Below are 15612 nucleotides of genomic sequence, written 5' to 3'. Positions count from 1 at the left end.
AAGTCGTAGTCAAATCGGCGCTTTTAGCGCCGAAATTCGGTTATCCCGGTTGGACGGGGCGGAGCGGACGCTGATGCCGCCTGCGGGTCCAAGGGACAGGGATGCAGAAAAGGCGGTGCCAGGATGAGCGATGTTAACGACCAGAGGGCCGCTCGAGGTGGCCGGGATGTCCGGGACGTCGAGGTCTTCGAGTTCGGCAGTGCACCGGTCTTGCCGGTCGAAATTGAGATTCCGCTGAACAGCGGTCCGATCAGCGGCATTGGCATCAGCCCCGATGGCAGCCGGGTGATGGTCACCAACTACCGCTCCGACAGCCTCTCCATCATCGATACCGACACCGGCCGTGTCGTGGACACCATCGCCGACGTCGCCGAGCCGTTTGCGATCGCGATGGGCGGTCTCGAAACCAATCGGGCCTACGTCAGCACCGTGTCCATGGCATATGACTCGATCGCCGTCGTGGACACGTGCACCAACGCGGTCATCGACAGCCATCCATTGGCGCTCAGTGTCAGTGATCTGGCGGTGAGCCCGGATGGAAAATACGTGTACGCCAGCCGGAATGGTGCACGCTGCGCCGACGTCGCGGTCTTGGACACCACGACGGAGCGGGTCGAGGTGGTCGAGATCGCGACCTCGCCAGGCACCACGACCGAGTGTGTGACGATTTCCCCGGACGGGGGTCGTCTGTACGTCGGCACCAACGGGCCATCGGGTGGTCAGCTGGTCGTCGTCGCAACCCGCGCGCAGTCCGAGAAGGACGCCGGGCGCGGCGGCCGCTCGCGCAAGCGCCGAAAGGGCTCCAAGTCCTCGGGTGCCACCGGCGAGCAGCCAGGTTTGCGCGTCGCCGCCACGATTGAGATCGGGTCACCCGTCCGCGACGTCGCTCTGAGTCCCGATGGCGACATCGCCTATGTCGCCAGCTGTGGTCCGGATTTTGCTGCCACCGTCGACATCATCGACACCCGCACCAACACGATCACCAGCACGCGCAAGATCGGCGAGACTGGGGGCCTGCTGACCCGCCTGACGCTCAGCGACGACGGCGACCGTGCCTACCTGGTCAGCGGCGATCGCGTCACGGTGCTGTGCACGCTCACCCACGACGTCATCGGCACCGTCACCGGCAAGAGCCCCTCGTGTGTGGTCGAAAGCCCGGACGGGAAGCATCTCTACATCGGCGACTATTCCGGCACCGTCACCCTTACACGTGTTGCCTCGACCCTGGATTCGGTCGGGGATCTCGCGGAGGACGCGAGTGACACCTCGGCTGACTGGGTCATGCCTGAACTGCTGGAGCGCGAACCCGCGCTCGCCTAGCGGACGCAGCGTGACGGCGCTTCTGGCGGGGAACGGGTTTCTCCCCGCCTTCGTGCGGCGATAGCATTCGGCCGACGGATCCATGACGTGATGGGCGCCTAGACCCGTAAGGCGGTACATCGATGTACGGCACGATGCAGGAAGTCCCGCTGACCATCACTGCGATCATGCGGCACGGCTGCGGTATCCATGGGTTGCGGACGGTCACTACCGCGACGGGTGATGGCTATCGGCATAGCAGCTATCGGGAGGTGGGCCACCAGGCCGCCCAGTTGGCACACGCGCTGCGGCGCCTGGGCATCGCCGGAGATGAGCGGGTCGCGACGTTCATGTGGAACAACACCGAACACTTGACGGCCTACCTCGCCGTGCCGTCGATGGGTGCGGTGCTGCATACCCTCAATATCCGGCTTATGCCTGAGCAAATCGCCTACGTCGCCAACGAAGCCGAGGACCGGGTCGTTCTCCTCGACCTGTCGCTTGCCGGACTGCTGGCGCCGGTGTTGGCCAGCCTCGACACCGTGCACACGGTGATCGCGGTCGGAGAGGGCGACACGACACCGCTGGAAGAATCGGGCAAGGCCGTACTGCGCTACGCCGAGGTGATCGACGGCGAGTCGACCGAATTCGACTGGCCGGACATCGATGAGAACACCGCTGCGGCGATGTGTTACACCAGCGGCACCACCGGCAACCCCAAGGGGGTCGTGTACAGCCATCGGTCGAGCTATCTGCACACGATGGTGACATGCACCGCGAACGGCATCGGGGTCGGTGCCGCCGATCGGGTGCTGCCGATCGTCCCGATGTTTCACGCCAACGCGTGGGGCCTGCCGTATGCCGCGTTGATGGCAGGTGCCGACTTGGTCCTACCCGACAGACACCTCGATGCTCGCTCGCTGATCCACATGGTGGAGAACCTGCGACCCACGCTGGCCGGTGCGGTACCGACCATCTGGAACGACGTCATGCATCACCTCGAGAAGGATCCTGGTCATGACGTGTCGTCGTTGCGTCTGGTCGCCTGTGGCGGGTCGGCGGTGCCGGAATCGCTGATGCGGACTTTTGAAGACAAGCACCACGTCCAAATCCGGCAGCTGTGGGGTATGACGGAAACATCGCCTTTGGCGACCATGGCGTGGCCGCCGCCGGGGACCCCGGACGACCAGCACTGGGCGTACCGGGTGACCCAGGGCCAACCGGTGTGCGGCGTCGAAGCGCGGATCGTCGACGACGACGGCCACGTGCTGCCCAATGACGGCAAAGCGGTGGGTGAGGTGGAAGTTCGAGGCCCCTGGATCACCGGCTCCTACTACCGGGGGCGTGACGAGTCCAAGTTCGACTCCGGTTGGCTGCGCACCGGCGACGTCGGCCGCGTCGACGAGCGCGGCTTTATCACCCTGACTGATCGCGCCAAAGACGTCATCAAGTCCGGTGGGGAATGGATCTCCTCGGTCGAGCTGGAGAATCGCCTCATCGCCCACCCCGACGTGGTCGAGGCTGCGGTCGTCGGCGTTCCCGACGAACGCTGGCAGGAACGGCCGCTGGCCGTTGTCGTCGTCGAAGAAGGGGCCACCGTCGAGGCTAACGATCTGCGAACATTTCTCGCGGACAAGGTCGTTCGGTGGTGGCTGCCCGAACGATGGACATTCGTGACCGAGATTCCCCGCACCAGCGTCGGCAAGTACGACAAGAAGACCATCCGGTCCCGGTACGCCGACGGCGACTACCGGGTCATCGATGAACGCAGTTGACAAGAGCGCTCGCGAGGAAGGTGAGGACCAGTGACGCTGCGGGTAGTTCAATGGGCAACGGGATCGGTTGGTGTGGCCGCAATCAAAGGCGTGCTCGAGCATCCCGAACTCGAGTTCGTCGGCTGTTGGGTGCATTCTGAGGCCAAAGACGGCAAAGACGTCGGCGAAATCATCGGCACGTCACCATTGGGCGTGATTGCGACCAACAACATCGACGAGGTGCTCGCGCTGCAGGCCGATGCGGTGATCTATGCGCCGCTGATGCCCAGTGTCGACGAGGTTGCGGCACTGCTGCGTTCGGGCAAGAACGTGGTCACCCCGCTCGGCTGGTTCTACCCGAGTGAGAAGGAGGCGGCCCCGCTGGAGGTCGCCGCGCAGGCCGGCAACGCGACGTTGCACGGCGCCGGCATCGGGCCCGGAGCGGTCACCGAGCTGTTCCCGCTACTACTGTCGGTGATGTCGACCGGCGTGACTTTCGTTCGCGCCGAGGAGTTTTCGGACCTCCGTACCTACGGAGCGCCCGATGTGCTGCGCTATGTGATGGGCTTCGGTGGCACGCCGGACAGCGCATTGACCGGACCGATGCAAAAGTTGCTGGACGGCGGCTTCATCCAGTCGGTGCGTTTGTGTGTTGACCGATTGGGCTTTGCCGCCGATCCCAAGATCCGTACGTCGCAGGAAGTCGCGGTGGCGGCAGCGCCGATCGACTCGCCCATTGGGGTGATCAAGCCTGGACAGGTCGCCGGACGTCGTTTCCACTGGGAGGCGCTGGTGGATGAAACAGTGGTCGTCCAGATCACGGTGAACTGGCTGATGGGGTCGGAAAATCTGGATCCGCCTTGGTCGTTCGGGCCGGCCGGGGAGCGCTACGAGATCGAAGTGCGCGGAAACCCGGATACTCTTGTCACTATCAAGGGCTGGCAGCCCGACAGTGTGGAAGCCGGATTGGTCAGCAACCCCGGGATAGTCGCGACCGCGGCGCACTGTGTCAATGCGATCCCGGCTACGTGCGCCGCGCCAGCAGGCATCCAGACCTTCTTCGATCTGCCGCTGATCACCGGTCGGGCTGCTCCGGGGCTTAGGCGCTGACCAGCGGCGCGCGGTCGCGGTCACCACAGCTGGTGGGGTGAGCGCCGGTTGGCCGTTACCGTCGGCGTCATGTGCCGACTTTTTGCGTTGCACGCCGGAACCGATGTTGTCGCCGCGACCTTTTGGCTGCTGGATGCCCCGGATAACCTTGCCGCGCAGAGCAGGAGGAACCCGGACGGCTCCGGCGTGGGTGTCTTCGACGGCCGAGGTAGGCCGGAACTGCGCAAGCAGCCGATTGCGGCGTGGCACGACGCCGACTTCGCTGCCGAGGCCCACCACATGACCGGCACCACCTTCGTCGCCCACGTTCGCTATGCGACAACCGGGGCGCACTCGGTGGTCAACACGCACCCGTTCCTGCAAGACGACAGGATCTTTGCCCACAACGGCACGCTCGGGGACCCCGACGCGCTCGACGAGCGGCTGCGGGCCGTTGGTACCGCCGGTTTGGTGCGGGGGCAAACTGACTCCGAGCGAGTGTTCGCCCTCATCACCGGTTCGATTCGCGCCCACGCCGGTGATGAATCCGCCGGTCTGGTCGAGGCGGTGACATGGCTTGCGGAGAATGTGCCGATCTATGCCGTCAACGTGGTGCTGAGCACGGCCACCGACGTATGGGCGCTGCGCTACCCAGACGCCCACGAGCTCTACATCCTCGACCGCCGTGACGGCGCGCTGTCGCGGGAACGCGAATTCCGCTTGCGGACCAGGCGCATTGGTGCGCGGTCGGAAGGCCTGCGTTCTCGGCCTTCGGTGGTGTTCGCCAGCGAGCCGATGGACGACGATCCGCGGTGGCGCTTGCTCGAGCCCGGGGAGTTGGTCCATGTCGACGCTGCGCTGCAGATCACCCCAAGTCTGCCGCTACCCGACCGGCCCAAGCACCAACTGCGCCGGACCGATTTGCGGCCCGAGGTTGACGAGGCGCTGCACCCGTCGGTGTGAGGCCGACTCACTTTGCCGATACGCACGACTTTGGCGAACCTTCGCTCTAGTGTTGCCTACGAGGCGATAACACGGAGGTAGGCGATGTCGTTTGTGCTTGCGGTGCCCGATGTGTTGGAGACGGCGGCAGCCGATGTAACGCGGATCGGTTCGGTTGTGGGTGCCGGCAATGTGGCGGCGGCTGCGTCAACGACTCGGGTGGCGGCTGCGGCGGCCGACGAGGTGTCTGTGGCCATCGCGTCGCTGTTCGGTGCGCACGCTGAGGGCTATCAGGCGGCGGCTGCGCAGGCGGCGGCGTATCACCAGCAGTTTGTGCGCATCCTGAGCACGGCGGCGGCATCGTATGTGAGCACTGAGGCGGCCGCCGCCGCGTCCATGCAAGCGGCGGCAGGCGCGGTGAGTATTCCAGCCCAGGCCGTGCTCCCGCTGATTGGCACCGGAGCTAATCCGCTCGACGTTATCGGTGTGGCCGTTTCTCAGGGGTTCCAGACGGCGGTCTATGGCCCGATTCACGCCGCCGGCCAAGCCTGGATCAGCAGCCCGGTGGGCGAGACGGTCAACCCGATCATCAACGGGCCGACCAACGCGCTGCTGGGGCGTGATCTGATCGGCAACGGTGCCGCCGGCACTGCCGCAGATCCGGCCGGCGGCGCCGGCGGGTTCCTCTTCGGCGATGGGGGCGCCGGCTACAGCCCCACCGGTGGCGTGGGAGCGGTGCCTGCCGGTGCCGGCGGCAGCGCCGGGCTCATCGGCAACGGTGGGCCGGGCGGCATCGGCTTCGACGGCGGTACCGGCGGGCTAGGTGGCAACGGCGGCTTGCTGATGGGCAACGGCGGCATCGGTGGCGCCGGCGGTGACACAGCGGTCGCGGGCGCGTTCGGTGGTGCCGGCGGCTTTGGCGGCCAGGCATTGTTGTTCGGCAACGGAGCGTCGGGCGGGGCCGGTGGGATCGGTCCAGCCGGCGACGGGCTTGCGGGGGCCTTCGGTCGCGGTGGGTTCTTCATCGGCGATGGCGGCACCGGCTCGCTGGCGATCCCCGGCAACGGGCAGACGATCGTCATCGACTTCGTGCGGCACGGGGAGACGGACGCCAACGTCGCAGACTTGTTGAATACGGCGGTGCCCGGGCCTCCGCTCAATGCAACGGGCCTTCTAGAGGCGGCGGCTGTCGCTGGCGTACTCGGCCCGCAGGGCCCCTACGCGGCGATCTTCGACTCGCAGTTACTCAGGACGCAGATGACCGCTGCGCCGTTGGAGATGGCAACTGGGCTGACCGCGCAGATATTGCCGGCGCTCAACGAGATCCAAGCCGGCGTTTTCGAGGACTTCCCGCAAGTGAGCCCGGCGGGCCTGCTCATTGCGATGAGCCCGGCCGCATGGATCTTCGGATTCCCACTGTTGCCGATGCTGGCCCCCGGCTCCGCCGACTTCAACGGGGTAGTTTTCAACACCGGTTTCACCGGCGCACTCGAAACGATCTATACCACCAGCTTGGCTAACCCGGTCGTGGCCGCGAGCGGCGATATCACGTCCGTCGCGTACTCCAGCGCAGGCACGATCTCGACCGGGGTCATGATGAACGTCGAAAACCCCAATCCATTGCTTGTCCTCACCGAGTCGCTGCCCAACACCGGCGTTGTCGTCGTGGAGGGTAGTCCCGAGGCCGGCTGGACGCTGGTGAGTTGGAACGGAGTACCTGTCGGACCGGCCAACTTGCCGACGTCGCTATTCGTCGACGTCCGTGACCTGATCACGGCGCCGCAATATGCGGCCTGGGACATCGGGCTGTCCCTGTTCACCGGGGATCCGGCGACGATCATCAACGCGGTCCACGATGGCGCCGAACAGGTCGGCACCGCGCTGGTCGAGTTCCCCTTCGAGGTGGCCAAGAGCATCAGCGGCGCCGTGCACGGCAATATCGCATTGGTGTGAATCTGGCGGCCGGCGGCCCCCGAGGCGCCGCGCACGCGGCCGTAAGGGTCAGTGAGCGGGCTGGCACACTGACTGGACGTGGAAACCAGACGCGCGCTCGTATTGGCCGGCGGCGGACTCGCGGGAATCGCCTGGGAGACAGGTGTTCTGTGCGGCATCGCCGACGAATCGCCGACCGTGGCGCAACGACTGCTGGAGGCGGATGTACTCGTCGGGACGTCCGCCGGTGCGGCGGTCGCCGCCCAGATCAGTAGCGGTTGTGCCCTCGACGTGTTGTTCGAGCGGCAAGTCGCGCAGACCACTGCGGAGCTGGACCCGGGCGTCGACATCGATGCCATCTCCGAACTCTTCCTGGCGGCCTTGCGAGCTCCGCGGACTCGTGGCTTAGCTCGTGGCGTCGATCGGACCCAGCTGCGGCTGCAACGAATCGGGGCGGTGGCGCTGGCAACCAAAACAGTCCCCGAGTCCGTGCGCCGTGAGGTGATCGCCCAGCGCTTGCCCGCACACGACTGGCCGGACCGGGCGCTGCGGCTCACCGCGATCGACGCCGCCGCTGGCGAACTGGTGGTGTTTGATCGCGACTCCGGTGTCGAACTCGTCGACGCGGTGGCGGCCAGTTGCGCGGTGCCGGGCGTGTGGCCGCCGGTGACCATCGCGGATCGCCGCTACATCGATGGTGGGGTGGCCAGTTCGGTCAACCTTGGCGTCGCGACCGACTGTGACACGGCGGTGGTCATGGTGCCCGCTGGCGCGGACGGGCCATCGCCGTTCGGCCCAGGGGTGGCCGCCGAGATCGCTGCGTTCACCGGCACGGCGTTCGCCGTGTTTGCCGACGACGAGTCGCTGGCGGCTTTTGGGCCCAATTCGCTGGACCCGCGCTGCCGCATGGGCGCGGCAGTGGCCGGGCGTAACCAAGGGAGGCGGCAGGCATCGGCGGTCGCTGCCGCGCTGGGTCCCTAAATCAGGCCTCGATCACCCCTCGATCGCGGGCGCGGTGGGTTGATCGTCGACTTCGAGGGCGTCCAAAGCTTGCGTGGCGAGCGCTCGGCCGACCGCGATCACTTCCACCGCTCGATGGAATTCCAGGCTTCGGCACGTTGAGCGCGGCACCTCAATGAGCAGGTCAGCCGGGTAGGCCGCCAACGTGTGGCGGGCGAGCGCGGATTGAGCGATGTCGATGGTCCGATTCATCACCTCGAAGCTGCCCATTTTCGGGATTTCGGGTGCGACATCGGCATCACTCGATTCGTCGCGGCTGACTGGACCCCGCTCGGCGTCTGCGGCTTCCGACCAGGCCTCCAAGTCCGGGGTGGCCGCACCGAGCCGGTTCAGCACGGCGCGGGCCGTGGGACGGTCGAGCAGCGACCGGGCGGTGTTGGCATCGAACAACGCGGAGGTGCTGCGCACCATGCGGTTCAACCACTCGACGGTGACCCCCGGCTCGTCGTCGCGGGTGGTCCCGGCGTCACCGCCGTTGAGGCTCACCGCGATCGTCAGGTCGGCGCTCACCCCGGCGATCGGCGCCATGGGCAGCGGATCCAGGATGCCCCCGTCGGCGAGCAGGCGCCCTCCAACTTCGTGTGGGGCGATCACTCCCGGTATCGCGATGGAGGCCCGGATGCCCTCGTCGAGGGGGCCGCGCTGAAACCACACCGACTTGCCCGCCACAAGGTCGGTCGCCACCGCCGTATAGGGAATGGGCAGTTGCTCGATGGCTACCGGCCCGACGATGTCGCGCACCGCGTCGAGAATCTTCTCGGCCCGCAGCACGCCGGCCGCAGTAATCGACGGGTCCAATAGCCGCAGGATGGTGCGCTGCGTCAGGGACGTGGCCCAGTCGGCGAGTTCGTCGAGCCGTCCCGCCGCTTGCACTCCACCGACAACCGCTCCCATGGATGAGCCGGCGATCCCCACAATCTCGTAACCGCGCTCACGCAGCGTCTGAATCACCCCGATGTGGGCGTAGCCGCGGGCGCCGCCGCTGCCGAGCGCCAACGCCACCCGAGTGGCCGACGACTTGCTCGACCGCATGGCTGCTGGCCCTGACATCCCTTCATTCTGCTCGGTGGAACCGGCGCATTTTCGACCCGGTCGGCACTTTTGTGCTCCCTGATCTCAATCGCACACCAGTTCGAAGGTCCTGCGCCGACAGCTAGCCGCATTCGGCGTTGACGGCGGCCCGCGCGGCCACGATTACCGCCGCCTGCCGCGGCGGGGTCAGATCCGCCCACCGGATATTCCAGGTGCCCGCGGCACCTACCTGTGATGTCTGAACCATGGCCAAGTAGGGCTCCAGCAGCGACTCCCCGGTCTTGGGCTGGGCGTCCATCCACAGCCTTGCGGCGTGGCAGGCCTGGAAATACTCTTCCTCGGTCGAATCCGCTGGGGCATCCACGCTGGTCGTTACTCCGGCCGGCGAGATTCCGACGATGTCGGATGACTGCGTGCTGGACACCCGGCCCGCCGGCGATGATGTGGCCGTTCCGCTGGTGCCCTCACGCGTGCAGCCCGCGACGCCCATGACCAACGACGAGATTGCCAAACCGGCTGCGACCACAACCACACCTCGCAGCACGGGGCAATGCTGGCACCAGCGCACGGTATCAATCTATGCAACACTGTCGGTCGTGACGCAGTGGTTCGGATTTTGTGAGTGTTGTCGGCTCTGACGCGCCGCCAACTGCCCAATCCGTCTCACGCTCTGGAGTCCCCCCGTGGCTATGCCTCTTGCTCAGCCTCTTGCCCAGCCCTTTGCTCAGCCTCTTGCCGCACACGCTCGCCCGGTGCCCGTCTCGGGTCCCACCGCGGGTCGCGCCCGGTTGGGCGTGCCCGATCTGCTGCACGCCACCGATCAAGCCGCCGACGACGTACTCAGTGGCCGGTGCGACCATCTGCTGCCCGAGGCCGGGTTGCCCGACACGGAGCGCTGGTTCACCCGTATTCATGGCGACGATGAACTCGACGTCTGGTTGATCAGCTGGGTTCCCGGTCACCCGACCGAATTGCACGACCACGGCGAGTCGCTGGGAGCGCTGACGGTGCTGTCCGGGGCGCTCAACGAATTCCGCTGGGACGGGCGGCGGCTACGACGCCGGCGCCTCGACGCTGGCGATCAGGCCGGGTTCCCGCTGGGATGGGTCCATGACGTGGTGTGGGCGCCGCGGCAGGTCCAGGTCGCGGCCCCGAGCGCGACCCGCATGCCTCCGACACTGAGCGTGCATGCCTATTCGCCGCCGCTGACCACAATGTCGTACTACGAGGTCACCGACCGCAACACGCTGCGTCGCCAGCGCACCGAACTGACCGATCACCCCGAGGGGTCTTGATGAGCCGGATCGACCAGGTATTGGACGCGGCCCGCGGCCGGTATCAACGCCTTGACGCCGACCGAGTACCCGAGGCGCTGCGGCGCGGCGCCGTGCTCGTCGATATCCGACCGCAGGCCCAGCGAGCCCACGAGGGCGAGGTTCCCGGGGCGTTGGTGATTGAACGCAACGTCTTGGAGTGGCGGTGCGACCCGACGAGCGACGCGCGGCTACCGCAGGCCGCCGGGGACGACGTCGAGTGGGTGATCCTCTGCTCGGAGGGTTACACGTCCAGCCTCGCCGCGGCTGCATTGCTCGACCTCGGGCTGCACCGCGCCACCGACGTCGTCGGTGGCTACCACGCGCTGGCAGCCGCCGGAGTGCTCGCCGACCTGAACCGGTAGATCGGCCAGGGCAAGCCCAGGGCGCGGCTCAGCCGACATTCTCCGGCGACCGCGGTGGCTTCGCGTTGGCATGGAGCAGCGGACGCAACCGCTCGGTCTTCTCCCGTGTCCAGCCCGGCGGCGACAGCACCGCGGCCCAGCCGTTGGCGACTTCAGCGACGTAGCGATGGCCGTGCCCGTCGGGGACATGCACCGCCACTGCCATGTCCGCCGAGACTTGGATAAACGTCACCACCGGGATCCATCGCGTTTGAGGTAGGACGTCGTAGCCGCGCTTTTCCTTAAGCCAGTCCGGCTGGCTGAACAACAGCTCGGGCCGCCACCACGGGATCGGGTCGGACGCATGTTGCAGATACACCACCCGTGGCTTGCCCCAGGGGGCATTCGGACGCCGTAGGTCGCCCTCGCGGGCAGCGAAACGAACGTTGTGACCGTCCTCGTAGATGGGTAGCCACTCCGGTGAACCCGCATCGCGGTTGGCGGTCAGGCTGGTCCAGACCGTGTTGTTGAACGTAGGTCCGCTGAACAGTGCGCCGTCGGTGCGGGCGAGAACGTTGTTGAGGCTCATGAACGGCGCCTCTCCGCCGAAAGAACCCAGGCTCTCGCCGAATACGACAAGCTTGGGCCGGTTCGATTCCGGCATCTGCCGGATCAGCTCGTCAACCGCCTCGAAAAGCGCCTGCCCCGCGTGCCGGGCATTTTCCTTGTCCACCAGAAACGACAGCCAGCTGGGCAAGAACGAGTACTGCATGGCCACGATCGCGGTATTGCCGTTGTACATGTACTCCAGCGCCGCGGCTTCCGCCTCGTTGATCCAGCCCGTGCCGGTGGTCGTCGCGACCGCAACGACGGCGCGGTTCAGTCCACCGGTGCGCTGCAGCTCGCGCGCGGCCAGCTGCGCGGTCGCCGCGATACCGCTGGCGGAGTTCAATCCCGCATAGGCCCGGATCGGCTCGATGGCTGGAGTTCCGTTGAACGCGCTGAGGTCGGCAACAGTGGGGCCCGCCTGGACAAAGATTCGGCCCTGGTGGCCCAACGACTCCCACGACACCAACGATTCCGGGCCTCCCGATCGCAATGCGGTCGTCGGCGGTGCGAAATCGGGGCTCATCTCGTCGTTGACCGAGGCAAAGGTCCCGTTCATCGAGTTCATCGCGAACTTCAGTACGACACCATTGAGCAGGGTGATCGTCAGCACCACGAGCAGAACCACCACGATGGCCGCCGAGACCCGAAACGGCGCGATCCGGTCGACCTGCCGAACCAGGAAACGGACCAGCCAGTGGATGGCCTGGCCGATTTCGACCAGCGTGAACAGCACGATCAGCGACAGCGCCGCGGCCAGCGGGTAGTCGAACCATTTCAAGTGCTCGACACCCATCAAGTCGCGGACGTCGTCCTGCCAGACGCGAAACCAGATAGCCATGAATACCATTCCGACCGCGCCGACCGCGATCAACGGCAGCCACGCCCACCGCGGCGGCGGCGGGCTGGTATTCAGGGAGCGCATGTAGCGGACCAACCACACGGCGAAGACGCCCAGCCCGTAGCCGATGGCACCGGAAATGCCGCTGACCAGACCCTGGAACAGCGGTCCCCGCGGTAGCAGCGACGGAGTCATCGAAAACCACACAAAAATGAGGCCCACCGCGGTGCCGAAGAAGGTGTAGTGCCGAATCCACCAAGCACTGCGGGTCGGTCGCGGCGCTGACGGTTCGGATGCTGCGGCGTCAGGGCTGGCCGCGCCCTCGGCGGCCGCATCCGCCTCAGCCGGCGGTTCGTCGGTGGCTGAGGCGTCGGCGGCGGTCCTCGTCGCCGAACCCGGCTCAGTCATCGGTGGGTGAATCGGGGGGCGCGCTTCTCGATGAACGCCGCCATCCCCTCGGACTGGTCGTCGGTTGCCAGAGCCGAATGGAAGAGTCGGCGTTCGTAGAGAAGTCCTTCGGACAATGACGATTCGAAAGCCCGGTTGACGGCTTCCTTGGCCATCCGCGCAGCCGACAGTGACATCTGCGAAATGGTGGTGGCGACGGCCTTGGCCTCGGTTAATAGGTCATCGGCCGGCACTACCCGCGAAACCAGTCCGCTGCGCTCGGCCTCAGCGGCATCGATGGTGCGTCCGGTCAGAATCAGGTCCATAGCCTTGGCCTTGCCGATGGCTCGAGTCAGCCGCTGTGAACCGCCCATACCGGGCAGAACGCCTAGTTTGATCTCTGGCTGTCCAAACTTCGCCGTGTCGGCGGCTATCAGTAGGTCGCACATCATCGCCAGTTCGCAGCCACCGCCCAGCGCGTGCCCCGCCACCGCGGCGATGGTGGGGGTACGGACAGCGGCAAGCTTGCCCCAGCCGGCAAAGAAGTCGGCGCCGAACGCATCGGCGAACGTCAAGTCGGCCATTTCCTTGATGTCGGCACCGGCCGCGAAGGCCTTGGCCGACCCTGTGATGATGATGGCGCCGATACCGGGGTCGTCGTCCAGTTCGGTTGCAGCGCTGGTGACTTCGTTCATCACCTGATTGTTGAGCGCGTTCAGCGCCTTGGGCCGGTTCAGGGTGATGGTGCCGACCCGCTCGTCACGCTCGACCAGGATGGTTTCGTAATTCGTGTTGTCTGACACCGAACCGCCTTTCTAGAAGCTCACATCGTCGTCGACGGGCGCAAAATATGCATCGACATCGGCCGTCGTAACCGCGTCGAGTGTCGCCGGTGACCACTTCGGATTGCGATCCTTGTCGATCAGCTGCGCGCGGATGCCCTCCACGAGATCGTGTGAGCGCAGCGACGCCGATGACACCCGATAATCTTGGACCAGAACATCTTCCAGTTTCTCCAGGCTGGCGGCGCGCCGCACCGCTTCCAGGGTCACCGACAGCGCGATGGGGGAGCGGGTCGCGATCACGTCGGCTGCATCGTTGGCTGCCGCCGTGGGGTGTTCGCGCAGCGCGGCCACGATGTCGGCGACACTGTCGCCGGCATAACACTGGTCGATCCAATCGCGTTGTGTAGCAAGAGCGCTCGGTGGAGGCTCGATGGCGTAGGAAGCTAGCGCGCTGTCGAGACCGTCAGTGACGATCGCCTGGTTGAACGCGGCGAGCTGGTCGTGCGGCACGAGGTGGTCGGCGAATCCGAGAGCGATCGCGTCGGGGCCGGAAAACGGCGCCCCAGTCAGTGCGGCATGCAGCCCCAGCGCTCCCGGGGCTCGTGACAACAAGTACACCCCGCCAACGTCGGGGATGAATCCGATGCCCACTTCCGGCATCGCGACCTTGGAGGTATCGGTGACCACCCGAGTGTTTGCGTGCGCGCTGACACCGACACCACCGCCCATCACGATGCCGTCCATCAAGGCCACGTACGGCTTTGCGAACCTGCCGATCTGACCGTTGAGCAGGTACTCCTCCCGCCAAAACCGGCGCGCTTCGACTCCGTCGCTGCGTGCACTGTGGTACACGGCCACGACGTCGCCGCCGGCGCAGAGTCCGCGATCGCCGGCGCCGTCCAGCACCACCGCGCGCACCGCATCGTCGGATTCCCAGGAGGTAAGTACCCTGCTCAACAGGCCAACCATGGTGTGGGTGAGGGAGTTGATCGCCTTGGGGCGGTTGAGCGTCACCACGCCGACACCGCCGTCAACGCGGGTCAGGACCTCGTCGGATCCTCCATTACCGGTCTTGGAAAGATCCTTAGAAAGATCCAGAGCCACGCCTCATCCTCTCTTACCGGAGTATCCGCCCGTCGCGGTGCGCACATGCTGCGCGAGAGTTTGATCAGCAATCTAGAGCGTTGCTCGCTCCGCTCTGCCCGCGGGGCTAGGGTTTTATCGGTAGGTTTGGCGGTAGGTTTATCGGTAGCTTGACGACGACTCTGGACAACACTGGGGCCCGGGAACGCAGAGTACGCCCAGCGTGGCTGGGAACCTGGGCGGTCCGTGGAGCGTTGAGCAGATGTTCGCACAGCTCTAAGCAATACTCATATGGGAGCCATCAAGAGAGGATCCGACGGTGCGGGAGACAAGCAACCCGGTATTTCGTTCGCTGCCTAAGCAGCCTGGCGGATACGCGCAATTCGGAACGGGCACCGCCCAGATGCAGCGGGGGTACCAAGCTAATCCCTACCCTGCTCCGTATCAGGAGGCTCGCGACTCTCGGGCCACCCGTCCACTGACAATCGACGATGTCGTCACCAAGACCGGCCTGACGCTGGCCGTCTTGTCGGCCACGGCCGTCGTCTCCTACTTCCTGGTCGCATCGAACGTCGCACTTGCGATGCCGCTGGCCTTGGTGGGCGCGTTGGGTGGCTTGGCGCTCGTGCTGGTGGCCACCTTCGGCCGCAAGCAGGACAACCCCGCGATCGTGCTCAGCTATGCCGGGCTCGAGGGATTGTTCCTAGGCTCGATCTCGTTTGTCATGGCCAATTTCATGGTGTCCGGCGCCAACGCCGGAATGCTCATCGGCCAGGCGGTGCTAGCCACCATCGGCGTGTTCTTCGGCATGCTCGTCGTTTACAAGACCGGCGCCATCCGCGTCACACCAAAGTTCACCCGCATGATCGTCGCCGCGATCTTCGGTGCGCTGGCACTTATGATCGGCAACCTGGTGCTGGCCATGTTCGGGGTCGGCGGCGGCGAGGGCCTAGGCCTGCGCAGCGGTGGACCACTGGCCATCATTTTCTCGCTGGTGGTCATTGGTATCGCGGCGTTCAGCTTCCTGATCGATTTCGACGCGGCCGACCAGATGATCCGCGCGGGCGCACCGGAGAAGGCGGCATGGGGTATCGCGTTGGGTCTCACCGTCACCCTGGTCTGGCTCTACATCGAGATCCTGCGGCTGCTCAGCTACTTGCAGAGCGATTAGCCTGTTTCGACAGA

General features: G+C 65.9%; 14 protein-coding genes. 9 read left to right on the top strand and 5 right to left on the bottom strand.

Translation table 11 applies throughout. The features are described 5' to 3' along the window. Positions 1-123 precede the first annotated feature (123 nt). From F6B93_RS17670 to F6B93_RS17645, 6 genes are all read left to right on the top strand, one after another. Complete coding sequence (locus tag F6B93_RS17670; protein ID WP_211696235.1) at positions 124-1320, top strand: YncE family protein; 1197 nt, start codon at positions 124-126, stop codon at positions 1318-1320. Between the two features lie 122 nt (positions 1321-1442). Continuing rightward, positions 1443-3074 (top strand): long-chain fatty acid--CoA ligase, encoded by a 1632-nt coding sequence (locus tag F6B93_RS17665; protein ID WP_211696234.1) that lies wholly within the window; start codon positions 1443-1445, stop codon positions 3072-3074. Positions 3075-3104: 30 nt separating this feature from the next. Next, a complete protein-coding gene (locus tag F6B93_RS17660; protein ID WP_211696233.1) occupies positions 3105-4163 on the top strand; it encodes an NAD(P)H-dependent amine dehydrogenase family protein in 1059 nt (352 codons plus the stop codon). Positions 4164-4232: 69 nt separating this feature from the next. Continuing rightward, a complete protein-coding gene (locus tag F6B93_RS17655; RefSeq protein WP_211696232.1) occupies positions 4233-5105 on the top strand; it encodes a class II glutamine amidotransferase in 873 nt (290 codons plus the stop codon). 84 nt (positions 5106-5189) lie between these two features. Further along, positions 5190-7037 carry a PE domain-containing protein gene (locus F6B93_RS17650; RefSeq protein WP_211696231.1) on the top strand — a complete coding sequence of 616 codons (1848 nt, stop codon included), beginning with the start codon at positions 5190-5192 and terminating at the stop codon, positions 7035-7037. 78 nt (positions 7038-7115) lie between these two features. Further along, positions 7116-7997 carry a patatin-like phospholipase family protein gene (locus F6B93_RS17645; RefSeq protein WP_211696230.1) on the top strand — a complete coding sequence of 294 codons (882 nt, stop codon included), beginning with the start codon at positions 7116-7118 and terminating at the stop codon, positions 7995-7997. A gap of 12 nt (positions 7998-8009) precedes the next feature. On the opposite strand, the gene F6B93_RS17640 is transcribed toward F6B93_RS17645, so the two are convergent. Together F6B93_RS17640 and F6B93_RS17635 are read right to left on the bottom strand one after the other, a co-directional pair. After that, on the bottom strand, positions 8010-9086 hold the full coding sequence (locus F6B93_RS17640; RefSeq protein ID WP_211696229.1) for a patatin-like phospholipase family protein: 1077 nt from the start codon (positions 9084-9086) through the stop codon (positions 8010-8012). Between the two features lie 103 nt (positions 9087-9189). Then, positions 9190-9636 (bottom strand): lipoprotein LpqV, encoded by a 447-nt coding sequence (locus F6B93_RS17635; protein ID WP_425518467.1) that lies wholly within the window; start codon positions 9634-9636, stop codon positions 9190-9192. 121 nt (positions 9637-9757) lie between these two features. Between F6B93_RS17635 and F6B93_RS17630 the strand changes: the two genes are divergently transcribed. Both F6B93_RS17630 and F6B93_RS17625 read left to right on the top strand, forming a co-directional pair. Next, the gene (locus F6B93_RS17630) at positions 9758-10363 is read left to right on the top strand and encodes a cupin domain-containing protein (protein WP_211699578.1); all 606 of its coding nucleotides are present in this window, start codon (positions 9758-9760) and stop codon (positions 10361-10363) included. Then, entirely contained in the window at positions 10363-10746 is a 384-nt protein-coding gene (locus tag F6B93_RS17625) for a rhodanese-like domain-containing protein (RefSeq protein ID WP_211696228.1), read from the top strand. The genes F6B93_RS17630 and F6B93_RS17625 overlap by 1 nt, the downstream gene beginning before the upstream one ends. Before the next feature lie 28 nt (positions 10747-10774). On the opposite strand, the gene F6B93_RS17620 is transcribed toward F6B93_RS17625, so the two are convergent. From F6B93_RS17620 to F6B93_RS17610, 3 genes are read right to left on the bottom strand one after another with little or no spacing between them, the layout of a single operon-like run. Continuing rightward, positions 10775-12580: an alpha/beta hydrolase gene (locus F6B93_RS17620; protein ID WP_211696227.1), complete on the bottom strand. Its 1806-nt coding sequence runs from the start codon at positions 12578-12580 to the stop codon at positions 10775-10777. Further along, complete coding sequence (locus tag F6B93_RS17615; protein WP_211696226.1) at positions 12577-13362, bottom strand: enoyl-CoA hydratase; 786 nt, start codon at positions 13360-13362, stop codon at positions 12577-12579. Before F6B93_RS17615 ends, F6B93_RS17620 begins: the two co-directional genes overlap by 4 nt. Positions 13363-13374: 12 nt before the next feature. Next, the gene (locus F6B93_RS17610) at positions 13375-14442 is read right to left on the bottom strand and encodes an enoyl-CoA hydratase/isomerase family protein (RefSeq protein WP_211699577.1); all 1068 of its coding nucleotides are present in this window, start codon (positions 14440-14442) and stop codon (positions 13375-13377) included. Between the two features lie 304 nt (positions 14443-14746). Here F6B93_RS17610 and F6B93_RS17605 point away from each other — a divergent pair, with 304 nt between their 5' ends. Further along, positions 14747-15598 carry a Bax inhibitor-1/YccA family protein gene (locus F6B93_RS17605; RefSeq protein WP_211696225.1) on the top strand — a complete coding sequence of 284 codons (852 nt, stop codon included), beginning with the start codon at positions 14747-14749 and terminating at the stop codon, positions 15596-15598. The last annotated feature ends 14 nt before the right edge of the window (positions 15599-15612 follow it).

The organism is Mycobacterium spongiae (assembly GCF_018278905.1).
Lineage (GTDB): Bacteria > Actinomycetota > Actinomycetes > Mycobacteriales > Mycobacteriaceae > Mycobacterium > Mycobacterium spongiae.
The sequence above is the reverse complement of the archived record's forward strand: the minus strand, read 5'-3'. Positions and strand labels throughout refer to the sequence as shown.